Raw genomic sequence first — 23,330 nt, forward strand, 5'->3', positions numbered from 1 at the left:
GGAGGCTGTCAACCCCCGGCTCACAACTTTTTCAGATAGCCCAGGCTGTCGGTCCACTCAATCCTTCGCGTAGATATCCGAGTCCTTGGTTTCGCGCACGAACAGCATGCCGATCACGAAGGTGACCAACGCGATGATGATCGGATACCAGAGCCCCGAGTAGATGTTGCCCTTCGCCGCGACGATCGCGAACGCGGTGGCCGGCAGGAAGCCGCCGAACCAGCCATTGCCGACGTGATACGGCAGCGACATCGACGTATAACGGATACGCGTCGGGAACATCTCGACCAGCATCGCCGCGATCGGCCCATAGACCATCGTCACGTAGATCACGAGGATCGTCAGAATCACGATGCTCATCGGCCAGTTGATCTGAGCCGGATCAGCCTTCGGCGGGTAGCCGGCGGCCTTCAGCGTCGCGGCGAGCGTCTTCTCGAACGTCTTGGCTTGCTCCTTCGCGTCGCCGGCGCGGCCGTCGAACGTGTTGACGACCGTATCGCCCACGCGGATCTGCGCGATCGTGCCGGCAGGCGCCGCGACGTTGTCGTAGTTCAGGCCGGCTCGCGACAGCGCGCCCTTCGCGATGTCGCATGAGCTCGTGAACTTCGCAGTGCCCACCGGGTTGAACTGGAACGAGCACTCGGCCGGATCGGCGATCACGACGATCGGCGACTTCGCGGTTGCCGCTTCGAGCGCCGGGTTCGTGTAGTGTGTGAGCGCCTTGAACAGCGGGAAGTAGGTGAGTGCGGCGATCAGCAGGCCGGCCATGATGATCGGCTTGCGGCCGATGCGATCCGACAGCGAGCCGAAGAACAGGAAGAACGGCGTGCCGATCAGCAGCGCGAGCGCGATCATGATGTTGGCGCTCGAGCCGTCGACCCTCAGCGTCTGCGTGAGGAAGAACAGCGTGTAGAACTGGCCCGTGTACCAGACGACAGCCTGGCCGGCCGTCAGGCCGAGCAGCGCGATAATCACGACCTTCAGGTTCTTCCATTGGCCGAACGCTTCGGAAAGCGGCGCCTTCGAGGTCTTGCCCTCGGCCTTGATGCGCGCGAACACCGGCGACTCATGCAGTTGCAGGCGAATCCACACCGACACCGCGAGCAGCAGGATCGACACGACGAACGGAATGCGCCAGCCCCAGGCGCCGAAGGCGTCTTCGCCCATGAACGTGCGAATGCCGAGAATCACGAGCAGCGACAGAAACAGACCGAGCGTGGCGGTGGTCTGGATCCATGCGGTGTAGAAGCCGCGGCGGTTCGCCGGCGCGTGTTCGGCCACGTAGGTCGCGGCGCCGCCATACTCGCCGCCGAGCGCGAGACCCTGCAGCAGGCGCATCGCGATGAAGAGCACCGGCGAAGCGATGCCGATCGCCGCGTAGCCCGGCAGGAAGCCGACGAGGAACGTCGACAGGCCCATGATGATGATCGTGATCAGAAACGTGTACTTGCGCCCGACCATGTCGCCGAGCCGCCCGAATACGATCGCGCCGAACGGCCGCACCGCGAAGCCCGCCGCGAAGCTGAGCAGCGTGAAGATGAACGCCGCGGTCGGATTGACGCCGGAGAAGAAGCTCTTGCTGATGAAGGCCGCAAGCGAGCCGGCCAGATAGAAGTCGTACCACTCGAAAACCGTACCCAGCGACGATGCGAAGATCACCCGCTTCTCATCGCGCGTCATCGGCACGCGCGAGATTTGCCCGCCAACGGTAGCCATATTGTCGTCTCCAATATTGATATATCCACGGATCGCCGGCACAGCCGTTCCCGTGCAACCGATTATTGGAGTGGAAACTTACGGCGTTCTGACTCGGCGCCTGAACCTGGGGTAGTCCGGTAAGTCGACGAATCGGCGTTCAATTTCCGTTAATGTGCTGGTATGTTCCCGTAATCCACGCTGAAATATCTCAAAAAACGCTGACCGTCAAGCTGACGATAGAGGCGCGTTAGGGTAAGTCCCGCCCCGTTCGAGCACGTGCAAGCTGACGCGCACCAGTGTGCCGGCGAGCCGCGGTGACTCCTGGTAGACGTTGTCGTCGATGGCGAGCTCGCCGCCGTGCATTGCCGCAATCTCGCGCACGATCGCGAGGCCGAGGCCGCTGCCGTCACCCTCGCGGCCCAGAATCCGGTAAAAGCGCTCGACCACACGCGAGCGCTCGCTGGCCGGAATGCCGAGCCCGGTGTCCTCGACTTCCAGGTGCACGAGCCGCGCGGGGGCGTCGTGCCGCACGCGCACGGTGATGCGGCCGCCCGCCGGCGTATAGCGGATCGCGTTGTCGATCACGTTTGACAGCATTTCACGCAGCATCACCGGATTGCCGGCGACTTCGACCGGCTCGTCGGGCGCTTCGTAGCCGATGTCCATCTGCTTCGCGAGCGCGGCCTGCACCCATTCGCGCACCGCGCTGCGCGCGAGTTCACCGAGTTCGAGCGGCGTGAAGATCTGCCCCGACCGACGGTTCTCCGCGCGCGCCAGCGCGAGCAATTGCGTGACGAGCCGCGCGGCCTGCTCGGAGCTCGTCGCGATCTGTTCGAGCGAGCGACGAACCTCGGCCGACGCGTTCTGGCGCAGCGCGAGCTCGGCCTGGGTGCGCAGGCCGGCCAGCGGCGTTTTCATCTGATGCGCGGCGTCGGCGATGAAGCGCTTCTGCAACTCCATGTTCTGTTCGAGGCGCGTGAGCAGATCGTTGAACGACGTGACGAGCGGCTCGATTTCCGGCGGCGCGCGGCGCGCTTCGAGCGGCGACAGATCGTCCGGCCGGCGCGCGCGGATATGCGCCTGCAGCGCATGCAGCGGCTCGAGCCCGCGCGACAGTCCGAACCACACTAGCAGGATCGCGAGCGGCAGGATCACGAACTGCGGCAGGATCACGCCCTTGATGATGTCGTTGGCGAGCTGGCTGCGCTTGTCGAGCGTTTCGGCGACCTGCACGAGCACGGCCTGCGCGCCCGGCGTCTGCGGAAACTCGACGGTCGTGTAGGCGACGCGGATGTCGTTGCCGCGCAGCACGTCGTCGCGGAATTCGACGAGGCCCGGTGGCGGGCGGTCCTCCTCGTGCGGCAGCGGCATGTCGCGCTCGCCGGCCACGAGCTCGCCGCGCGTGCCGAGCACCTGAAAGAACACGCTGTCGACGTTGTCGGCACGCAGGAAATCGCGCGTCGACTCGGGCAGCGACAGCTCCGCGACGCCATTGACCGGATGGATCTGGCGCGCGAGCACGTAGGCGTCGGTTTCGAGCGCGCGGTCGAACGGCCCGTTCGCGATCGACTTCGCGACCAGATAGGTGACCGCGAGGCTCATCGGCCACAGCAGCAGCAGCGGCGCGAGCATCCAGTCGAGAATTTCGCCGAACAGCGAGCGCGGACGCGCTTCGGCGGCGGCTTCGGTTTCGTCGGGCGGGGCGAACGGATTGGCGTAGCGCGCGTCGCGCGCCTCGTCGAGGTCCGCAGCGTGCGCCGTGGCGCGATCAGCGCGTGCGGACATCGCTGGCCTCTATTTGTAGTGGTGGCTCGCCGGCATCGCGGTGGACGACGGCGCGGTGGACGATTGTGCCGCTTGTGCCGCTTGTGCCGCTTGTGCCGCTTGTGCCGCTTGTGCCGCTTGTGCCGTCTGAGGCTCGGAGCCGGCCGGGGTGGCGGGCGCGCTCGCATTCGCCGGCGGCGCCGCTTTTTCGAGACAGTAGCCGAGCCCGCGCACGGTGATGATGCGCACGCCGCTCGGTTCGATCTTCTTGCGCAGCCGGTGCACGTAGACTTCGATCGCGTTGTTGCTGACTTCCTCGCCCCATTCACATAGATGGTCGACGAGCTGCTCTTTCGAGACCAGCCGGCCGATCCGTTGCAGCAGCACTTCGAGCAGCCCGAGTTCGCGCGCGGACAGATCGATCGCCTGGTCGTTGACGTAGGCGATGCGGCCCACCTGATCGAACGACAGCGAGCCATGCCGCACGACGGTCGGGCCGCCGCCCGCGCCGCGCCGTGTCAGCGCGCGCACGCGCGCTTCGAGTTCGTTCAGCGCGAAGGGCTTGGCCATGTAATCGTCGGCGCCGAGGTCGAGGCCTTTGACGCGTTCGTCGACGCTATCGGCGGCGGTCAGGATCAGCACGGGCAGGTTCGAATTGCGCGCGCGCAGGCGGCGCAGCACCTCGAGCCCGGACATGCGCGGCAGGCCCAGATCGAGGATCAATAGGTCGAACGTCTGCATTGACAACGCGGTATCGGCTTCTACGCCGCTTTTCACGTGATCGACCGCATAGGCCGATTGGCGGAGTGATCGAACCAGACCATCCGCGAGTATGCTGTCGTCTTCGGCAATCAGAATTCGCATGATGCGCCAGCCTGGCTTTGCCGGCACCGCGGGGTTGCCCCGGCGCGCAGCGGTCTCCGAACATTATTGTGGGTAGTTGGGGCGATGCGACAGTAAAAGATGCGCGTTCGCATCACAATCGCGCTTGCCAAAACTACTGTTTTTTTATACAGTGTCTGCGTTTCGTGTGATGTCCTGGAGATTCCGCTCAATTCGAGTGGAACCACGGGTGCACACCTGCCTCAGACGCCGTTCATCATAGCAAAGGACGATTCATGGAAGAAAGCAAGAAAGGCTCGGCTGGACTGACTGCTGAAAAGAGCAAGGCTCTCGCCGCCGCGCTCGCGCAGATCGAAAAGCAGTTCGGCAAAGGGTCGGTCATGCGGCTCGGCGCAGGTGAGGCAGTCGAAGACATCCAGGTGGTCTCCACCGGATCGCTCGGCCTCGACATTGCACTGGGCGTCGGCGGTTTGCCGCGTGGCCGGGTGGTCGAAATCTACGGTCCGGAATCGTCCGGTAAAACCACGCTGACGCTGCAGGTCGTCGCCGAAATGCAGAAGCTCGGCGGCACCGCGGCGTTCATCGACGCGGAACACGCGCTGGACATTCAATACGCGGGCAAGCTCGGCGTGAACGTCGCCGACCTGCTGGTCTCGCAGCCGGACACCGGCGAACAGGCCCTCGAAATCGCCGACGCGCTGGTGCGCTCGGGCTCGATCGACATGATCGTGATCGACTCGGTCGCGGCGCTGGTGCCGAAGGCGGAAATCGAAGGCGAAATGGGCGACTCGCTGCCGGGTCTGCAGGCGCGTCTGATGTCGCAGGCGCTGCGCAAGCTGACCGGCACGATCAAGCGCACGAACTGCCTCGTGATCTTCATCAATCAGATCCGCATGAAGATCGGCGTGATGTTCGGCAACCCGGAAACCACCACGGGCGGTAATGCGCTGAAGTTCTACGCGTCGGTGCGTCTGGACATTCGCCGCATCGGCTCGATCAAGAAGAACGACGAAGTGATCGGCAACGAAACCCGCGTGAAGGTCGTCAAGAACAAGGTGGCGCCGCCGTTCCGTGAAGCGATTTTCGACATCCTGTACGGCGAGGGCATCTCGCGTCAGGGCGAAATCATCGACCTCGGCGTGCAGGCGAAGATCGTCGACAAGGCCGGCGCATGGTACAGCTACAGCGGCGAGCGGATCGGTCAGGGCAAGGACAACGCGCGTGAATTCCTGCGCGAAAATCCGGATATCGCTCGCGAAATCGAGAACCGTATCCGCGAATCGCTGGGCGTTACCGCGATGGCGAACGCCGTGACCGGCGCGGACGCTGAAGTCGCGGGCGAAGAAGAGTAAGCATCAAGTGATACGCAAAGGCCGGCCGCTGTCCGGTTTCGACTCCGGACGCTATCCGGACGGCCCGCGCGACGCGGCGGACGGATCGCCTGAGTCCGGCGATCCGTTCGAACCGTTCGAACCGTTCGACGCACATGACCGCGCCGCGGGCCGCGGCCCGCAGCGTACGCGGTCTGCGCCCGCTGCAGCGTCGTCCAGCCGGGATTCCTCCGGACTCGATTCCCCAATCCCCTCCGAGGTCACCTACACCCGCTCGCGTCGCCAACCCGGCGAAGAGAAGCCGGGCCAGTCCGACAAAGACGACAACAGAAAATCCCAACGCCCCGCCCGTTCGCTGAAAGCGCGCGCGCTCGGCTATCTGTCGCGCCGCGAATATAGCCGCGCCGACCTCGCCCGCAAGCTGAAGCCTTACGTCGAGGAAACCGATTCGCTCGACACGGTGCTCGACGCGCTGCAGGCCGAAAACTGGCTATCCGACTCGCGCTTCGCGGAAAGCCTGATCCATCGGCGCGCATCGCGGCTCGGCACGAGCCGCATTCTCGGCGAACTGAAGCAACACGCGCTCAACCCGGCGCTCGTCGAAGAGGCGAGCGTGCAATTGCGCGAAACCGAACTCGCGCGCGCCCAGGCGGTCTGGCGCAAGAAGTTCGGCCAGTTGCCGCAAACGCCGGCCGAGCGCGCGAAGCAGGCGCGCTTTCTCGCGTCGCGCGGCTTCTCCGGCGCGACGATCGGCAAGATCCTGAAGGGTATCGACGACATCGGGGACGGCGACTAACACGCCAGTCTCGACGGGTAGGGCAATTACCGCGCCATAATCTGGCGCCAGGCCGTGCGCAATCGGGGCTGTCCCAAATACCCGTTATGCTAAACTCCAGAAGTTTTCCAATCCGGCCTTTCCTTCCCGCATGTCGCTCTCCCCGCCAGTGTCCCGTCAGTTGCGCCATCGTCGCGCAATCAGAGCGGAAGCTTACGAGCGAGCCGATGGCCTGTGGGATGTGGAAGCGTGCCTGACCGACGAAAAGCCACGCGATGTGGCGCTTGCGTCGGGTGTCCGGCCCAATGGTCAGCCGATCCATGAACTCTGGCTTCGCATCACCATCGATCGCAAGCTCAATGTCGTCAACGCCGAGGCGTCGTCCGACTGGGTGCCCTATCCAGGGTTGTGCCAAGCCAGCAATCCCGCCTACCGTGCCCTCATCGGGCTCAATCTGTTCCACAACTTCCGTCGCGATGCTGCCCGTTTGCTGGCCGGCACGGCCGGTTGCACGCATCTCACCGAGCTGTGCGCGATCCTGCCGACCGCCGCGATCCAGGCGTTCGCCGGCGACGTATGGAACACCGATGACGGCACGCCGGGCGCGAACGCGGGTTCCGGAGACGAATCGTCCAACGGCACAGGCGAGCATTCCAACGACAAACCGCCATTCCAGCTGGGACGCTGCCACGCGCTGCGTTTCGACGGCGAGGCGGTGAAACAGTTTTATCCGCGCTGGTATGGTCATGCACCGCGTCCGGCGGAACGTGCGGCCCCGTCGGACGGCGCGGCGGCCCGCGAACGAAGCGGCGACGCGTCGGCCTGAACGGCGGCAACGGAATCGAAGTTCTATCCAACTCTCAGACTGAAGGGAATCACGCATGAAGATTCACGAGTACCAGGGTAAGGAAATCCTGCGGAAATTCGGCGTCGCGGTACCGCGCGGCAAGCCGGTCTTCTCGGTGGATGATGCGGTCAAGGCCGCGGAAGAGCTGGGCGGCCCGGTGTGGGTCGTGAAGGCTCAGATCCACGCGGGTGGCCGTGGCAAGGGCGGCGGCGTCAAGGTCGCCAAGTCGCTGGAACAGGTTCGCGAGTACTCGAACCAGATCCTCGGCATGCAGCTCGTCACGCACCAGACCGGTCCGGAAGGCCAGAAGGTGAACCGCCTGCTGATCGAAGAAGGCGCCGACATCAAGAAGGAACTGTATGTCGGTCTCGTGATCGATCGCGTTTCGCAGAAGATCGTCGTGATGGCGTCGAGCGAAGGCGGCATGGACGTCGAAGAAGTCGCGGAAAAGACGCCTGAGCTGATCCACAAGGTTGCCGTCGATCCGTCGACCGGCCTGAAGGACTCGGAAGCAGACGACCTCGCGAAGAAGATCGGCGTGCCCGACGCTTCGATCCCGCAAGCTCGCGCGATCCTGCAAGGCCTGTACAAGGCATTCTGGGAAACCGACGCATCGCTCGCCGAAATCAACCCGCTGATCCTGACCGGCGACGGCAAGGTCATCGCACTCGACGCGAAGTTCAACTTCGACTCGAATGCGCTGTTCCGTCACCCGGAAATCGTCGCGTACCGCGATCTGGACGAGGAAGATCCGGCTGAAATCGAAGCGTCGAAGTTCGACCTCGCGTACATCTCGCTCGACGGCAACATCGGCTGTCTGGTGAACGGCGCCGGCCTCGCAATGGCAACGATGGACACCATCAAGCTGTTCGGCGGCGAACCGGCGAACTTCCTCGACGTCGGCGGAGGAGCTACGACCGAGAAGGTCACCGAAGCGTTCAAGATCATGCTGAAGAACCCGAACCTGACCGCGATTCTGGTCAACATCTTCGGTGGCATCATGCGCTGCGACGTGATCGCGGAAGGCGTGATCGCGGCGTCGAAGGCCGTGTCGCTGAAGGTGCCGCTCGTGGTCCGCATGAAGGGCACGAACGAAGACCTGGGCAAGAAGATGCTCGCCGAATCCGGCCTGCCGATCATCTCGGCGGACAGCATGGAAGAGGCGGCTCAGAAGGTCGTCGCGGCTGCTTCGGGCAAGGCGTAAGCCAGCTGTCCACGGCGCATTTACCAGCTCATTTGCCAGGTTTACGAGTGGCGGCGCGCAAGCGACACAGGCGTGAAGCATCGCGCCGAGTGGCGCTACCGCGCGACGCCAAACGAACAGAGGTCAATACATGTCGATTCTGATCAACAAAGACACCAAGGTCATCACGCAGGGCATCACCGGCAAGACCGGTCAGTTCCACACGCGTGCTTGCCGTGAATACGCAAACGGCCGCGAAGCGTACGTCGCGGGCGTGAACCCGAAGCGCGCCGGCGAAGATTTCGAAGGCATCCCCATCTACGCGAGCGTCGCTGAAGCCAAGGCTGAGACGGGCGCGACCGTGTCGGTGATTTACGTTCCGCCGGCAGGCGCTGCCGCCGCAATCTGGGAAGCAGTCGAAGCCGACCTGGATCTCGCAATCTGTATCACGGAAGGCATTCCCGTCCGCGACATGATCGAGATCAAGGACCGTATGCGTCGCGAAAACCGCAAGACGCTGCTGCTCGGACCGAACTGCCCGGGCACGATCACGCCGGACGAGCTGAAGATCGGCATCATGCCGGGTCACATCCATCGCAAGGGCCGCATCGGCGTCGTGTCGCGTTCGGGCACGCTGACGTACGAAGCAGTCGGCCAGCTTACCGCGATCGGCCTCGGCCAGTCGTCGGCAGTCGGCATCGGCGGCGACCCCATCAACGGTCTGAAGCACATCGACGTGATGAAGATGTTCAACGACGATCCGGATACGGACGCCGTCATCATGATCGGCGAAATCGGCGGTCCGGACGAAGCGAACGCTGCTGAGTGGATCAAGGACAACATGAAGAAGCCGGTGGTTGGCTTCATCGCTGGCGTCACGGCGCCTCCGGGCAAGCGCATGGGCCACGCCGGCGCGCTGATCTCGGGCGGTGCGGACACCGCCGAAGCGAAGCTGGAAATCATGGACGCGTGCGGTATCAAGGTCACGAAGAACCCGTCGGAAATGGCGCGTCTTCTGAAGGCGATGCTGTAAATCGAATTCGCGTGCCGTTGGCGCGCGATTTTGTTACGCTTACGAACTCCTTTCGTGAGCGGGCGGTCCCGAAAAGCGGGGGAGTGCAGACTCCCCCGCTTTTTTTTCCGCGCTTGCGCCGCGGTTCTGCCCGCGCGGTCGATTTTTTCTTATGCTTTTTTCCATGCTCGAATTCTTCACGACCCTCCATTGGTGCTCGGTCTTTCAGATCATCGTCATCGACGTTCTGCTCGGCGGCGACAACGCGGTCGTGATCGCGCTCGCCTGCCGCAACCTGCCGCAGTCGCAGCGCATGCGTGGGATCGTGTGGGGGACCGCCGGCGCGATCGCGCTGCGCGTCGTGCTGATCGCGTTCGCGGTCGTGCTGCTCGACGTGCCGTTCCTGAAGTTCGCGGGCGGCTTGCTGCTGCTGTGGATCGGCGTGCGCCTGCTCGCGCCGGCGCACGACGCTCACGACAACGTGAAGCCGGCCGACAAGCTGATCTCGGCGGTGAAGACGATCATCATCGCGGATGCGGTGATGAGCGTCGACAACGTGATCGCGATCGCGGGCGCGGCCGAAGCCGCGGAGCACGAGCACCGGTTGGCTTTGGTGATCTTTGGCCTCGTCGTGAGCATTCCGCTGATCGTGTGGGGCAGCCGGCTGATTCTGAAGCTGCTCGATCGCTTTCCGGGCATCGTACTGTTCGGCGCGGGCCTGCTCGGCTGGATCGCGGGTGGTCTGATGGTCAACGACCCGGCCGGCGACCGCTGGCCGATCCTCGACACGCCAGTCGCCGAATACGGGATGAGCATCGCGGGCGCGCTGTTACTCGTGATCGTCGGTTATCTGTTGAAGCGCCGTAACGCGAAACGTGCGGCGGTGTGAGCATGGTGCTGACGGTGCATCGCTGCCTGATTCGTGATGCCGTCCGAATGCAAGCCTGGCCATCCGGCTGACTGTGACGCGCGAGCTTCGCTCGCTACGATTGAAACGCCTGTTCCCGATCCACGGGCCAGGCGTTTCTCGTATCAGGAGTCTGCCGATGATCGTTACCCTGCCATATTCCCCATACTCTCAATCGACGCAATCCACGCGTAGGTCGCGCCGCGCACGCTGGCGCGCGAGCTGGTTCGCGCGCATCTGCCGCCGCTGCGGCGTCGGCTTCACGCTGATCGAGTTGATGATCGTGCTCGCGATCGTCGGCGTGATCGCGGCCTACGCGATTCCCGCGTATCAGGACTATCTGGCGCGCAGCCGGGTCGGCGAGGGCTTGTCGCTCGCGGCGTCGGCGCGGCTCGCGGTGGCCGAAAACGCCGCGAGCGGCAACGCGTTCAGCGGCGGTTATGCGTCGCCGCCCGCCACGCGCAACGTCGAGTCCATCCAGATCGACGACGACACTGGTCAGATCACGATCACGTACTCGACGCGTGTCGCGCAGGCCGGCGCAAACACCATGACGCTGGTGCCGTCGGTCCCGGACAACGTCGATGCGCCGAGCGCGCGCGTCGCGTTGAGCAAGGACGCGGTGCAGACCGGCGCGCTGACGTGGGAATGCTTTGCGAGCGGCAAGAGCGCGTCGTCGTTGCCGGCGCCGGGTTCGGGGCCGATGCCAAGCGATGCGCCGACGCTCGCCGCGAATCTGGCGCCGCCCGAATGCCGTTCATAAGGGGCAAATGAGTGAGTGGACGAGACAGCAGCCGAGCGCTGACTGGATGAGTCGAAGCCACAACGTAAAGGGCTGATTTTCAGCCTATTTCGGCCGGACCGGCGCACAGTGCAACGAAATTTTTGTATAGTGCGCCGGTTGCTGACGCCCACTGTTGATTCGATGCCCACCCCTTTCGCACGCTACCTGTCTCTCGTACTGCTGGCTCTTGCGTTGATCCTGCCCTACGCGGTTGCCAACCATACGTATCCGATCCCAACCTTCTACGCCGAATTCACCTCGCTCGCGCTGTTTCTGCTGACCGGGGCGGCCGTCGTGCTGCTGGTCGCGACCACCCGGCCGCGCGTGAGCTTCGCGTCGCCCACGGTCGCGCTCGTACCCTTGCTGTTCGGCCTCGTGCTGGTCGTGCAGACGCTGGTGCTGCCGGTCGCGGAGCCATCGATGAACTGGCTCGGCGCGGGCTTCCTGCTCGCTGCGTGGATGGCCGTGCATGTGGGCTACGGCTTCACGCGCGTGAAGCTCGACGAGACCGCGTTGCGCTGGGCGGCGGGGGCGTTGATCGTCGGCGGTCTGTTCGCGGTGTTCAGTCAGGTGATCCAGCTGTTTCACCTCGAGGCGCGCGTGGCTCCGCTCGTCGTCGCGTATAACGTGACCGTCGAGCGCCGGCCGTTCGGCAACATGGCGCAGGCGAACCACCTCGCGACGTATATTGCGTTCGCGATGGCGGGCGCGCTGTATCTCGTGCAGACGCGCCGCATCGCGGTGCCGATCTGGCTGCTCGTGTCGACGATTTTCTCGGTCGGCCTCGCGCTGACCGTGTCGCGGGGTCCGTGGCTGCAGATGGGCGTGATCGTCGTGGCCGGCTTCTGGATGGCCTTCGCGCAGACTCGCAACGAAGCGCAATTGCGCCGCAGCAACCGTGAATGGCTGGTGCCGGTCGCGCTCGCAGTGCTGTTTTTCGTGGTCAATGCGCTGATCCGCTGGGCCAACGTGCGCTATCACCTCGAACTCGGGCAGTCGGCGGCCGAGCGCTTCCAGGATGCCGGCCAGATCGCGCCGCGCCTCGCGCTGTTGAAATACGGCTGGACGATGTTCAAGCAGCATCCGCTGCTCGGCGTCGGCTGGGGCGAATTTCCGAGCCATCAGTTCGAGCTCGTCAAGCAGCTGGGCGGCGTCGAAATCGCCAACAACTCGCACGACATTTTCGTCGACCTGCTCGCGAAAACCGGTCTGATCGGTCTTGCGATCGTGCTCGTGGGTCTCGTCGCGTGGCTCGTGCGCGTCGCGCGTGCGCCGCAAAGCGCCGCGCGCGTGTTCGGCATCGCGCTGATCGGCGTGCTGACGATGCATGCGCTCGTCGAGTATCCGCAGCAGTACATGTTCTTCCTGTTGCCCGCGATGTTCGTGTTCGGCCTGCTCGAAACACGGCCGTTGCGCGCGGTGCCGGCGAATCTGTCGCTCGGCGCGTTCGCGGTGGTGGTGTTCGGCGGACTCGCCGCGCTGTATCCGGTGTATCGCGACTATGCGCGCGCCGAGGTGCTCTACTACGGCGCGCGTCCGGCCGAGCAGTACGGCGCCGATCCGTCGTTCCTGTTCGGCGCGTGGGGCGAATACGGTCTCGCGACGCTGCAGCCGATGAATCCGCTGAACCTGCAGCGCAAGCTCGCGATGCACAAGCAGGCGATCGCGCTGTTGCCGGGCGAGACGGTGCTGCGTCGCTACGCGGTGCTGCAGGCGCTGACCGGCGATACCGCGGCGGCGCTCGATACGGTCGAACGCTTGCGGATCTTCGCCGAGGAATTGAAAGACTGGCCGGCGCAGCTCGGTTATCTCTACCAGCTCGTCGACGAGCAGAAGTCGCTCGCGGGCTTCAAGCAGCAGTTGGTGAAGCGCTACGGCACACCGGCGGCCGATGCGACGCCGGATGACGACAGTGACGACGATTGATCGGACCGCGGAAGCTCAGGCGTGCTGGCGCCGCGGCTTCCTCCCTTCAAAGTTCAAAGCTCGGAATACTTCGCGGCCGTGCCTTTCGCCTTGTCGATGGGGTAGCGTGCTTCGTTCAGCTTCAGTTTTTCCGCTGCCGCGTCGACGAGATCGAAGCCGGCGGTATGGGCGACCAGCAGCAGATACATGAACACGTCGGCGCACTCGTGCCTGAGGTTCGTCGATTGCGCGGGATCGCCAAGCAGCGCGTCGATCTGCGCATCGGTCTTCCACTGAATCGTCTCCAACAGCTCGCCGGCTTCGATGCCGGTGGAGACGATCAGGTTGCGCAGCGTGTGAAACTGCCGCCAGTCGCGCGCGTCGCGAAACGCCAGTAGCTGCTCGAGCAGTTCGTCGATGGTCATGTTGCTATCCGGATAGTTGTCGAACCGCACGTCAAGCTTGCGCCACCCAATCCCCCGATTTCCCGCCATGCTTTTCCATCACCTTCACATCGGTGATGGTCATGCCGCGATCCACCGCCTTGCACATGTCGTACACGGTCAGCAGCCCGATCTGCACGGCGGTAAGCGCCTCCATTTCGACGCCCGTGCGTCCAAACGTCTCGACCTGGACCGTGCAATGCACGCCGGGCATCTGCTCGTCGAGTTCGAAATCGGCCTTCACGCGTGTCAGCGCGAGCGGATGACAGAGCGGAATCAGATCGGCGGTGCGCTTCGAGGCCTGGATCGCCGCGATCCGCGCGACGCCGATCACGTCGCCCTTTTTGGCGTTGCCGTCGCGGATCAGCGCGAACGTGTCGGGCAGCATGCGGATCGAGCCACGCGCGATCGCGATGCGCCTAGTCTCCTGCTTGCCGCCGACGTCCACCATATGCGCGTCACCGGCCGCATCGAAATGAGTGAGTTCAGGCATGGTTGACTCCTTCAGAGGGCGCCTATCATAGCAGTGCGGCGCGGCCTCGAATCGTCGCGGCGACTGATTCCACTTGCGCTGTGTCGTGCGCTGAGTTTTGCCTCGTACGCGTCCTGCGACGCCCTTGCCCGTTATCTTAGTCCGGGCCACGCGCGGCGTTTTCGACTTCGTCAGACCGGCTTCGCGTTGCATCCAAAACGATTCCTCGCTGCGTCGCTATCCATCGCGCATCGCGATGCCGCCGGGCGCGCTCGCGCAATCGACGGGCGGGGCGGCCACCGTGCCGGGAACGTCATCGTCCGAGGCGCCGCTCGTGAGCGGCCCGAGCGACGCGCATGCCGATCCGATCCTGCCGCCCGACATCGCGCGCGGCGTGTTCGGCACCTACGGCGGCGCGCAGAGCCGCTTTTCCAATGGCAGCGGTAGCGGTCGCACTGGCGGCAAAACCGGGAGCAACGACTGGCGCGCGCCGATCGTCGCGCAGAAGTTGCCCGATCTCGGCAGCGGCGGCGCCGGCTCGCTGAGTCCACAGGCCGAACGCAAGCTCGGCGAGCGCGTGATGCGTGAGATACGCCGCGACCCCGACTATCTCGACGACTGACTCGTGCGCGACTATCTCAATTCGGTCGCCGTCAAGCTCGCGGCAGCGGCCAGCGCGCTGCGCTGTACATCGGCGGTTATCGTCCGGATTTCGAGCTGTTCGCGGTGCGCGACACGCAGATCAACGCCTTTTCGCTGCCGGGCGGTTTCATCGGCGTGAACACGGGGCTGATCGTGACGACGCAGACGGAGTCCGAGCTCGCGTCGGTGCTGGGTCACGAGATGGGGCACGTGCTGCAGCGGCACATCTCGCGGATGATCTCGAACGGCGAGCGCGGCGGCTACGCGGCGCTCGTCGGTGTACTGTTCGGCGTGCTGGCAGGCGTGCTCGCGCATAGCGGCGACCTCGGCAGCGCGATCGCGCTCGGCAGCGAGGCGTATGCGGTCGACAGCCAACTGCGCTTCTCGCGATCGGCCGAGCAGGAGGCGAACCGCGTCGGTTTTCTGCTGCTCGCCGGCGCCGGTTACGATCCCTACGCGATGCCCACGTTCTTCCACCGGCTCGACCGCGCGGCGATGAACGAAAACGGCATTCCGGCCTATGCGCGCACGCACCCGCTGACCGTCGAGCGGATCGCCGACATGGAGGACCGCGCGCGCCGCGCGCCGTACCGGCAGCCGCATCAGGACCCCGAGTACGGCTTCGTGCGGGCGCGCTCGCGTCTGTTGCAGGACCAGTCGCGCAGCGAATACGCGGACGAGATTTCGCGATTGCGCTCGGAAATCGAGGACCGCACCGCGCTGAACGTCGCGGCGAACTGGTACGGCATCGCTTACGGGCAGATGCTGCTCGAGCGCTACGACGACGCGGCGGCCTCGCTCGCGAACGCGCGCGCGACGTTCGTCTCGGGCGCGCGTGCACGAGATGGAGAGCCGCTACAAGGAGGAGCGGCTCGACGAGAAAGGGTAGGGTGGACGTGAACGCGCGCCGCTGCGCGCGTCAGACCTGCGCCGCCGGGCTCGCAACGAAGCCAAAGCGCGCGGCCACCTGATCGCGTCGCACGCTTTGCAGCGGCAAGGTGCGCTGAACACTCCAGTGGAACGCACCGCTCAATGAGCCATCGTCGGCGAGCGTCGCGTGATCGGAGAAGAGCTCGAGGTCGTGATCGTGCAGCACCGCGATACGTGCTGGCTGCGAGCGATCGGCAAACAGAATGCCGCCGTCTTCATCCGCGAACACCGCCGTCGGCTCGAACGCGCCGCCGCCCTGGTCGTGCAGCGCGAGCGTTCCATCCGCGTGCGCGGACAATCTGACCACCCACGGCGTATAAGCCAGCTCGACATACACGCGCTGTGGTCCGTTCTGAAAAAACCACTGCCCGCGCTCATCGGCCTCGTAGTTCCGGTTGATGAAGCCAAGCAGCGCCTCATGCCGGATCGGCACGCCGGGCGCGCCGCTCGCCTGGGCCGCTTCGTCGCGCATGCGCCAGTTGCCGCGCCGGTCGAGCATCAGCCAGCCGGTGCAGCTCGGCACGTTCGGCCATTTGGCGAGCGCCTGTTTGACGATGTCATCCATGATCGACGTGTCGCTCCAGATAGCCGAACACGCGCCGCGACAGCCAGTCGATGCGGCCCGGGAACGGCCCGGTCATGAAGCCCGCGTGGCCGCCGTGCTCAGGCTGATAAAGCTCGACCGCCGCCGACACCTCGTGCCGCGACGGCAGCGCTTCGGCCGGCAGGAACGGGTCGTTGCGCGCGTTGAGCACGAGCGTCGGCACCTGAATGTGCGGCAGCAGCGGGCGGGTGGTTGCGGTGCTCCAGTAGTCATCGGTATCGCGAAAGCCGTGCAGCGGCGCGGTCACGACGTTGTCGAACTCGTACATCGTCCGGCTCGCGAGCATCGCGTCGCGATCGAACAGGCCCGGGAACTGCTCGAGCTTCTGGTTGGCCTTGTGCTTCAGCGTCTTCAGGAAGCTGCGCGTGTAGACGAGGCCGAAGCCCTGCGACAGCGCACGGCCGCCCGCATGGACGTCGATCGGTGTCGAAATCGCGGCAGCGGCCGCTACCACCCGCGCCGCATCGGCCTGCCGCTCACCGAGCCAGCGCAGCAGCACGTTGCCGCCGAGCGACACGCCCGCCGCGACCACCGGCCCGCGACGCGCGGCGCGCAGGCGGCGCAGGATCCAGTCGACCTCGTTGCTGTCGGCGAGATGGTAGAAGCGCGGCAGCCGGTTCAGCGGGCCGCTGCAACTGCGAAAGTGCGGCACCACGCCGTGCCAGCCGTATTCGCGCGCGGCGGCCATCAGCGCGACCGCGTAGTGCGACGACGAACTGCCTTCCAGGCCGTGAAACAGCACGAAGAGCGGCGCGGTGTCGGTGGGCGGAGTATCGTGCGCGACCCAGTCGAGATCGATGAAATCGCCGTCCGGGGTGTCCCAGCGCTCACGGCGAAACGATACCGCGGGGCGGCGCGCGAACAGCGACGGGACGATCGTCTGCACATGCCGGTTCGGCAGCCAGAGCGGCGCGCGGTACAGCAGCTCGACGGTCGCCTCGACGGCGGCCGCCACCTTGGCGGGGGCCGTACCGGAGGAAGCGGGTTTATGTGGCGTCGAACTCATACCGGCGGAAGAGCGAGAAAACGTGATTCTGAATCCGTCGTGGTGCCGCGCGTCAGTGCAGCGGGCCCTGGCCATGCCGCATCTTCGTTGCGAACTGGCTGGCGGTCTCGTTCGGCATCGGGCTTGCGTGAATATGCGCAATGCGCCACTCGCCGCGTTCATGGACCATCACGTAGGTGGTGAAAACCATCGCGGGCGTGGCGGTCGGGTCGGCCGGACGATGTGCTTCGGCAATCGCATAGACGACGGTGCCGAGGCTGTCGTAGACGCGGATGTCGAGCGGCTCGATCGACACCGGCAGCGCTTCGAGCTGGACCTGCAAGCCATTGCGGATGCTCTCGAGGCCGTGCAGATGCGAGCCGTCCGCGCAGATGCAGCTGACGAACTCCTCGTCGATCCACAAGCCCATCAAGCTGTCGATATTGACCTCGGCGACGGCCTGATAGTAGGCGGTCAGGGTATCGGCGGCGGCTTCGAAGATATGGGCAAAACGTGGCATGGCTTGTCAGTCTCTTGTGCGCGGCGCGCGGTTGCGGGTCTGCGGTAGCGGGACGGTCCAGAGCGCCGGACCATCGCCCCCGGCGTCAGCTTGCCCGTGCCGCAAGGCGCGAACATGACGCGACGCGCTCGGGGCGTGCGGTGTTGCGTGCAAGTACCAGTCGGCTCAGCGCTGCGCGAGCAGCATGCCGCGCAAATCGCCGAAAACCTGCTCGGCGCCCAGTTGCTTCAGACAGTTCAGATGACCGAGCGGGCACTCGCGCTCAAAACAGGGGCTGCATTCGAGATGAAGCCATTGTACCTTCGCGAGCTCGGACAAGGGCGGGGTGTGGCGCGGATCGGTCGAACCGTAGACGGCCACGAGCGGGCGGCGCAGCGCGGCGGCGACGTGCATCAGTCCGGAGTCGTTGGTGACGACCGCGTTGGCCCGCGAGATCAGCGCGCAAGCCTCGCCGAGTGCAGTCTGGCCGCACAGGTTGCGCACGTTCGGCGCTTTCTCGGCGATCGCCTGCGCGAGCGGCGCGTCTTTCGGCGAGCCGAGCGCGACGATTTGCGTGTACGGGAACGACTGGCCGACCATCTGCGCGAGCGACGCGAAGTGCTCGGGCGGCCAGCGCTTCGCGGGACCGTATTCTGCGCCGGGGCAGAACACCAGCAGCGGCACGCGCGTATCGAGATTGAAGCGCGCCGACACGCGCGAGGCCTCGTTCAGGTCCGTGTCGAGGCGCGGCATCGGCAGATCTTCGGGGAACTTGGCGGCTGGCGCGTAGGCGAGGGCGGCGTAGTGGCCGACCATCGGCGGGCGGGCGTCCTTGCGCGGATTCGCGTGACGCACGTTCAGCACGCCGTAGCGACTCTCGCCGGTGTAGCCGATGCGCAGCGGAATGCCCGCCAGCCACGGAATCAGCGCCGACTTGAACGAATTCGGCAGCACGTAGGCCGCGTCGTAGCCGACGTCGCGCAGATCGCTCGACAGCTGCCAGCGGCGCAGCATCTGCAGCTTGCCGTGGGCGAGATCGGTCGCGTAGACGTCGCGGATTTCCGGCATGCGTTCGAGCACGGGTGCGACCCAGCTGGGCGCGACCGCGTCGATGACGATGCGCGGATGCAATTTCACGAGGCGCGCAAACAGCGGCTGCGCCATCAATGCGTCACCGATCCAGTTCGGTGCGATAACCAACGCGCGACGCATCAGAGTGAGTGTCCGGTGTCGATAACAAGCGCCGCGCGCGCGATGCGCGCGGCACTCGGATAGGTAAATGGGGAAAGCGGAAAGCCGCACGGCGCGATGCCGTTTGGCCACACGCGCCGCGATGGCGGCGCGGCGGCGGTGCGGCCGCACGGGTCGTGCGGTCGAGCCTGCGGCGCGGCGAGCGCGTGATTCAAAACGCGCGCCTCGTGCCGTGCAAGCTGGCTCAGAACCGCTCGATGCGTTGGATCAATGGCCCTTGATCACTTCGCCGTCGCGCAGCTTGTAACGCGTGCTGCAATACGGGCAACGCGCTTCGCCGTGCGACACGTCGATGAAGACGCGCGGATGCGCGCTCCAGCGCGGCATGGCCGGGTTCGGACAATACGCCGGCAGATCTTTTGCCGACAGTTCGACCAGCGGCATTTCCTTGATTTCGCTCATGAGACTTTCTCTTTGTATGCGGGGTGCTTGCAGTGCGCCGCCGTTGGGCTGCGCGGGGCATCTCGAAACGTCGCTCAGATCTTCGTGAGCCAGTGCGCGTATTTCGCGCTCCTGCCGTTCACGACGTCGAAGAAAGCCGACTGCAGCTTTTCGGTGATCGGGCCGCGCGCGCCGGCGCCGATCGTGCGGTTGTCGAGCTCGCGGATCGGCGTGACTTCGGCCGCCGTGCCGGTGAAGAACGCTTCGTCGCAGGTATAGACTTCGTCGCGCGTGATGCGCTTTTCGATCACCTGCAGGCCCATGTCGCACGCGAGCGTGATGACGGTGTCGCGCGTGATGCCGTCGAGGCACGACGACAGATCAGGCGTGTACAGCTTGCCGTTGTTGACGAGGAAGAAGTTCTCGCCCGAGCCTTCCGACACGTAGCCGTCGACGTCGAGCAATAGCGCTTCGTCGTAGCCGTCGGCGATCGCTTCCTGGTTCGCGAGGATCGAGTTCACGTACCAGCCCGACGCCTTCGCGCGCACCATCGACACGTTCACGTGATGGCGCGTGAACGACGACGTCTTTACGCGGATGCCCTTGGTGATGCCGTCTTCGCCAAGGTATGCGCCCCACGGCCACGCGGCGATCGCGACGTGAATCGTGTTGCCCTTGGCCGACACGCCGAGCTTTTCCGAGCCGACCCAGATGATCGGGCGCAGATAGCACGACTCGAGCTTGTTCTGGCGGACCACTTCGCGCTGCGCGGCGGCGAGCGTTTCATGGTCGAACGGCACGGCCATCTGGAAGATCTTCGCCGAGTTCAGCAGGCGCTTGGTGTGCTCCTGCAGGCGGAAAATCGCGGTGGCGCCGTCGGCCGTCTTGTAAGCGCGCACGCCCTCGAACACGCCCATGCCGTAGTGCAGCGTATGGGTGAGCACGTGGATTTTGGCATCACGCCACTCGATGAGCTTGCCATCCATCCAGATCTTGCCGTCGCGGTCGGCCATTGACATACGGTTCTCCAGCAGGTGCGTTATGAGGTGCGGCCATGAGCGCAGGACATAGCCGGGAGCGCTATTTTAGCGTCTTTTGCACACACCACGGGCATTTGGGCGCACCCCGGACGCTATAATCCAGCGCACGCATAAATCAAATCCGGATGCGCCAGCGGGTGGTCTCGCAAGCTGGCGCCGACCTGGCCTTCTTGACGGCGTTTCCTGCGCCCGCACCCTTCGCCCGATGCTCGCTCGACTGTCCGACACCGATCGCCGCGCTTTTCGTGAAGGCGCGCGCGCCTATGCCCCCACGCTGATGGCGATTTTTTCCTGGGGCCTCGTGACCGGCATCGCGATGAGCAAGTCCGTGCTGACGCTGCCCCAGGCGCTCACGATGTCGCTGCTGTGCTATGCCGGTTCGTCGCAGTTGGCGGTGTTGCCGCTCCTCGCCGCGAAGCTGCCGGTGTGGACGGTGCTGCTGACCGCGGCGATGGTCAACACCCGCTTCGTGATCTTCAGCGCCGGCCTCGCGCCGCACTTCTCGTATCTGTCGATGTGGCGGCGCATCGTGCTGGGCTATTTCAACGGCGACGTGATCTATCTGCTATTCGTCAAGAAGAGCTTTCCGGCCGGCTACGTGCCGGGCAAGGAGGCGTACTTCTGGGGCATGGCGGTATCGAGCTGGCTGTCGTGGCAGGTGTCGTCGATCATCGGCATCCTGCTCGCGAGCCTGATTCCGGACAACTGGGGGCTCGCGCTGGCCGGCACGCTCGCGCTGCTGCCGGTGATGGTGTCGGCGATCGCCACCCGCTCGACGCTGGTCGCGGTCAGCGTGGCCGGCATCGTGTCGCTGCTCGCGCTCGATCTGCCGTACCGGCTGGCGTTGCTGCTCTCGGTGATCGCGGCGATCGCGGCCGGCAGCGCGGCCGACCTGATGATCGAGCGCGCCGACCTGCGCCGCATTCGTGGCGTGAACGATCGCGCCGGAGACTCCCGATGACCTCCACGCAAATCTGGCTCGCCATTTTCGGCATGACCTTCGTCACCGCGCTCACGCGCGCGATGTTCCTGATCGGCGGCGAGCGCACGGTACTGCCGGCGCGCGTGCAGAAGATGCTGCGCTACGCGCCGGCCGCCGCGCTCGCCGCGGTGGTGGTGCCCGACGTGCTGACGACGTCCGACGGGCTGTCGTTCGCGCCTTCCAACCATGAGCTTTACGCGACGCTCGCCGGCCTCGGCTGGTTTTTGTGGCGGCGCACCATGCTCGGCACGATCGTGACCGGAATGATCGTGTTCACGCTGATGCGCGTCTTCCTGTGAGGGCCGGGCCCGGGGTGCGGCGATGAATGCTACGCCGCGGCATCCGCGGCCTTGCGATCAAATCCGCGACATTCGCTGTGTCGCGGATCAGAAGGCCGTTGGGATCAGTTAAAATGCCTTTTCCGGGTTGAGCGCGCCGCGGCAAGGCGCCTGGTGCCGCGGCCGGCCGCCGGCGCCCGATCCCGCGGAGCCGTTGGGCCGAAGCGCTGGAGTTCGCTGCGCCTCGTCCCCGCGCGCTGACCGTCACCGCCTTCTCATCAACTCGCATACTCAAGCCCATGAACAAGGTATTGCGTCTCTCCGACCTGATCGCCGAAGGCAAGCTGTCCGGCAAACGCGTGTTCATCCGCGCCGATCTGAACGTGCCGCAGGACGATCAAGGCAACATCACCGAAGACACCCGCATCCGCGCTTCCGTGCCGGCCATCAAGGCCGCGCTCGACGCCGGCGCCGCGGTGATGGTCACCTCGCACCTTGGCCGTCCGACCGAAGGCGACTTCAAGCCGGAAGATTCGCTCGCACCGGTGGCGAAGCGTCTCGCGGAGCTGCTCGGCCGCGACGTGCCGCTCGTCGCGAATTGGGTCGAAAACGGCGTGAACGTCGCGCCGGGCTCGGTCGTGCTGCTCGAAAACTGCCGCGTCAACAAGGGCGAAAAGAAAGATTCCGACGAGCTCGCGCAGAAAATGGCCAAGCTCTGCGATATCTACGTGAACGACGCGTTCGGCACCGCCCACCGCGCCGAAGCGACTACGCACGGCATCGCGAAGTACGCGCCGGTTGCCTGCGCGGGTCCGCTGCTCGCCGCTGAGCTCGAAGCGCTCGGCAAGGCGCTCGGCGCACCGAAGCGTCCGCTCGTGGCGATCGTCGCGGGCTCCAAGGTGTCGACCAAGCTGACCATCCTGAAGTCGCTCGCGGAGAAGGTCGACCAGCTGATCGTTGGCGGCGGCATCGCCAATACGTTCATGCTCGCGGCCGGCCTGAAGATCGGCAAGTCGCTCGCCGAAGCCGATCTGGTCGACGAAGCGAAGGCGATCATCGACGCGGCCAAGGCCCGCGGCGCCTCGGTGCCGATCCCGACCGACGTCGTCACGGCCAAGGAGTTCTCGCCGACCGCGAAGGCAGAAGTAAAGGCCGTCGCCGATGTGCAGGACGACGACATGATCCTCGACATCGGCCCGGAAACGGCCAAGGTGCTCGCCGCGCAACTCGAGAAGGCCGGCACGATCGTGTGGAACGGCCCGGTCGGCGTGTTCGAGTTCGACCAGTTCGGCAACGGCACGAAGACGCTCGCGGACGCGATCGCGCGCTCGGCGGCGTTCTCGATCGCAGGCGGCGGCGATACGCTCGCGGCAATCGCCAAGTACGGCATCCACGACCAGGTGAGCTACATTTCCACGGGCGGCGGCGCATTCCTCGAGTTCCTCGAGGGCAAGAAGCTGCCGGCGGTAGAAGTTCTGGAATCGCGGGCTTAACGTGGCGACGCGCTCCCCAGCGGCGAAGTCGACCAAGGCGCGTGGCGTGAAAGCGCAGCGCGGTAGCGCGGCAACGCCGGCAGGGGAGCGCGCGACACGCGCGGCCGCTGCGTCGGCAGCGGCCGGACAGGACGTGGCTGCCGAAGCGCCGATAGCGCCCGCGGCCACCGAACCGGCGCTAGCCGCGGGAGCGCCCGCAGGACCGGTTGCAGCGCATGCTCCGACCGGCGACGCGGAGCAGCCCCCAACGGCACAGGTCGAAGCTGCTCAACGCGATTCGG

The 23,330-nt window shown here is 65.3% G+C and carries 23 protein-coding genes and 1 pseudogene; 12 read left to right on the forward strand and 12 right to left on the reverse strand.

Annotated elements, in window-relative coordinates:
* Positions 1-57: 57 nt before the first annotated feature.
* The 3 genes from OKW35_RS29760 to OKW35_RS29770 all read right to left on the reverse strand — a co-directional run bounded on the left by OKW35_RS29760 (position 58) and on the right by OKW35_RS29770 (position 4,326).
* Positions 58-1,716, reverse strand: coding sequence for an MFS transporter (locus tag OKW35_RS29760; RefSeq protein WP_429404486.1), 1,659 nt, complete (start codon positions 1,714-1,716; stop codon positions 58-60).
* Positions 1,717-1,923: 207 nt separating this feature from the next.
* Complete coding sequence (locus OKW35_RS29765; protein WP_429553942.1) at positions 1,924-3,483, reverse strand: sensor histidine kinase N-terminal domain-containing protein; 1,560 nt, start codon at positions 3,481-3,483, stop codon at positions 1,924-1,926.
* 9 nt (positions 3,484-3,492) lie between these two features.
* Complete coding sequence (locus tag OKW35_RS29770; RefSeq protein ID WP_429553943.1) at positions 3,493-4,326, reverse strand: response regulator; 834 nt, start codon at positions 4,324-4,326, stop codon at positions 3,493-3,495.
* A 254-nt stretch (positions 4,327-4,580) separates the two neighbouring features.
* On the opposite strand from OKW35_RS29770, the gene recA reads away from it, so the two are divergent.
* The 8 genes from recA (at position 4,581) to OKW35_RS29810 (ending at position 13,070) form a co-directional block, all read left to right on the forward strand.
* Positions 4,581-5,657, forward strand: coding sequence for a recombinase RecA (recA, locus tag OKW35_RS29775; protein WP_018421721.1), 1,077 nt, complete (start codon positions 4,581-4,583; stop codon positions 5,655-5,657).
* 7 nt (positions 5,658-5,664) lie between these two features.
* The gene (recX, locus tag OKW35_RS29780) at positions 5,665-6,432 is read left to right on the forward strand and encodes a recombination regulator RecX (protein WP_429404490.1); all 768 of its coding nucleotides are present in this window, start codon (positions 5,665-5,667) and stop codon (positions 6,430-6,432) included.
* 130 nt (positions 6,433-6,562) lie between these two features.
* The gene (locus OKW35_RS29785) at positions 6,563-7,237 is read left to right on the forward strand and encodes a DUF2889 domain-containing protein (RefSeq protein WP_429404492.1); all 675 of its coding nucleotides are present in this window, start codon (positions 6,563-6,565) and stop codon (positions 7,235-7,237) included.
* A 55-nt stretch (positions 7,238-7,292) separates the two neighbouring features.
* Positions 7,293-8,462: an ADP-forming succinate--CoA ligase subunit beta gene (gene sucC / locus OKW35_RS29790; protein ID WP_013090442.1), complete on the forward strand. Its 1,170-nt coding sequence runs from the start codon at positions 7,293-7,295 to the stop codon at positions 8,460-8,462.
* A 130-nt stretch (positions 8,463-8,592) separates the two neighbouring features.
* The gene (gene sucD, locus OKW35_RS29795; RefSeq protein WP_184058350.1) at positions 8,593-9,474 is read left to right on the forward strand and encodes a succinate--CoA ligase subunit alpha; all 882 of its coding nucleotides are present in this window, start codon (positions 8,593-8,595) and stop codon (positions 9,472-9,474) included.
* A 163-nt stretch (positions 9,475-9,637) separates the two neighbouring features.
* Positions 9,638-10,342 carry a TerC family protein gene (locus OKW35_RS29800; protein ID WP_429555101.1) on the forward strand — a complete coding sequence of 235 codons (705 nt, stop codon included), beginning with the start codon at positions 9,638-9,640 and terminating at the stop codon, positions 10,340-10,342.
* Between the two features lie 157 nt (positions 10,343-10,499).
* Positions 10,500-11,123: a pilin gene (locus OKW35_RS29805; RefSeq protein WP_429553944.1), complete on the forward strand. Its 624-nt coding sequence runs from the start codon at positions 10,500-10,502 to the stop codon at positions 11,121-11,123.
* Positions 11,124-11,285: 162 nt separating this feature from the next.
* Positions 11,286-13,070, forward strand: a complete 1,785-nt coding sequence (locus OKW35_RS29810) for a PglL family O-oligosaccharyltransferase (RefSeq protein WP_429553945.1) — start codon at positions 11,286-11,288, stop codon at positions 13,068-13,070.
* A gap of 53 nt (positions 13,071-13,123) precedes the next feature.
* Here the strand turns inward: OKW35_RS29810 and OKW35_RS29815 are convergent, their stop codons facing one another.
* Entirely contained in the window at positions 13,124-13,474 is a 351-nt protein-coding gene (locus tag OKW35_RS29815) for a nucleotide pyrophosphohydrolase (protein ID WP_090805453.1), read from the reverse strand.
* A gap of 31 nt (positions 13,475-13,505) precedes the next feature.
* Complete coding sequence (gene moaC / locus OKW35_RS29820; RefSeq protein ID WP_184058346.1) at positions 13,506-13,985, reverse strand: cyclic pyranopterin monophosphate synthase MoaC; 480 nt, start codon at positions 13,983-13,985, stop codon at positions 13,506-13,508.
* Positions 13,986-14,171: 186 nt separating this feature from the next.
* Here moaC and OKW35_RS29825 point away from each other — a divergent pair.
* A pseudogene (locus OKW35_RS29825) lies at positions 14,172-15,461 on the forward strand (M48 family metalloprotease); the annotation flags it as partial.
* Between the two features lie 64 nt (positions 15,462-15,525).
* On the opposite strand, the gene OKW35_RS29830 reads toward OKW35_RS29825, so the two are convergent.
* The 7 genes from OKW35_RS29830 to OKW35_RS29860 form a co-directional block, all read right to left on the reverse strand.
* Entirely contained in the window at positions 15,526-16,101 is a 576-nt protein-coding gene (locus OKW35_RS29830; protein ID WP_429553946.1) for a DUF2946 family protein, read from the reverse strand.
* Positions 16,094-17,146 carry a hydrolase gene (locus OKW35_RS29835; protein WP_429553947.1) on the reverse strand — a complete coding sequence of 351 codons (1,053 nt, stop codon included), beginning with the start codon at positions 17,144-17,146 and terminating at the stop codon, positions 16,094-16,096. Before OKW35_RS29835 ends, OKW35_RS29830 begins: the two co-directional genes overlap by 8 nt.
* 52 nt (positions 17,147-17,198) lie before the next feature.
* Positions 17,199-17,645: a nuclear transport factor 2 family protein gene (locus tag OKW35_RS29840; protein ID WP_184058340.1), complete on the reverse strand. Its 447-nt coding sequence runs from the start codon at positions 17,643-17,645 to the stop codon at positions 17,199-17,201.
* A gap of 165 nt (positions 17,646-17,810) precedes the next feature.
* Positions 17,811-18,836: a lipopolysaccharide heptosyltransferase II gene (waaF, locus tag OKW35_RS29845; protein ID WP_429553948.1), complete on the reverse strand. Its 1,026-nt coding sequence runs from the start codon at positions 18,834-18,836 to the stop codon at positions 17,811-17,813.
* Entirely contained in the window at positions 18,836-19,030 is a 195-nt protein-coding gene (locus OKW35_RS29850; RefSeq protein ID WP_429293882.1) for a hypothetical protein, read from the reverse strand. The genes waaF and OKW35_RS29850 overlap by 1 nt, the downstream gene beginning before the upstream one ends.
* A gap of 52 nt (positions 19,031-19,082) precedes the next feature.
* On the reverse strand, positions 19,083-19,277 hold the full coding sequence (locus OKW35_RS29855; RefSeq protein WP_008920434.1) for a zinc-finger domain-containing protein: 195 nt from the start codon (positions 19,275-19,277) through the stop codon (positions 19,083-19,085).
* A 74-nt stretch (positions 19,278-19,351) separates the two neighbouring features.
* On the reverse strand, positions 19,352-20,275 hold the full coding sequence (locus tag OKW35_RS29860) for a branched-chain amino acid transaminase (RefSeq protein ID WP_184058336.1): 924 nt from the start codon (positions 20,273-20,275) through the stop codon (positions 19,352-19,354).
* A 226-nt stretch (positions 20,276-20,501) separates the two neighbouring features.
* On the opposite strand from OKW35_RS29860, the gene OKW35_RS29865 reads away from it, so the two are divergent.
* From OKW35_RS29865 to OKW35_RS29875, 3 genes are all read left to right on the forward strand, one after another.
* Positions 20,502-21,257, forward strand: coding sequence for an AzlC family ABC transporter permease (locus OKW35_RS29865; RefSeq protein WP_429553949.1), 756 nt, complete (start codon positions 20,502-20,504; stop codon positions 21,255-21,257).
* Positions 21,254-21,577 carry an AzlD domain-containing protein gene (locus tag OKW35_RS29870; RefSeq protein WP_429553950.1) on the forward strand — a complete coding sequence of 108 codons (324 nt, stop codon included), beginning with the start codon at positions 21,254-21,256 and terminating at the stop codon, positions 21,575-21,577. The genes OKW35_RS29865 and OKW35_RS29870 overlap by 4 nt, the downstream gene beginning before the upstream one ends.
* A 278-nt stretch (positions 21,578-21,855) precedes the next feature.
* A complete protein-coding gene (locus tag OKW35_RS29875; RefSeq protein WP_429553951.1) occupies positions 21,856-23,049 on the forward strand; it encodes a phosphoglycerate kinase in 1,194 nt (397 codons plus the stop codon).
* Positions 23,050-23,330 lie beyond the last annotated feature (281 nt).

The organism is Paraburkholderia sp. MM5477-R1, from assembly GCF_050436385.1.
Taxonomy (GTDB): domain Bacteria; phylum Pseudomonadota; class Gammaproteobacteria; order Burkholderiales; family Burkholderiaceae; genus Paraburkholderia; species Paraburkholderia tuberum.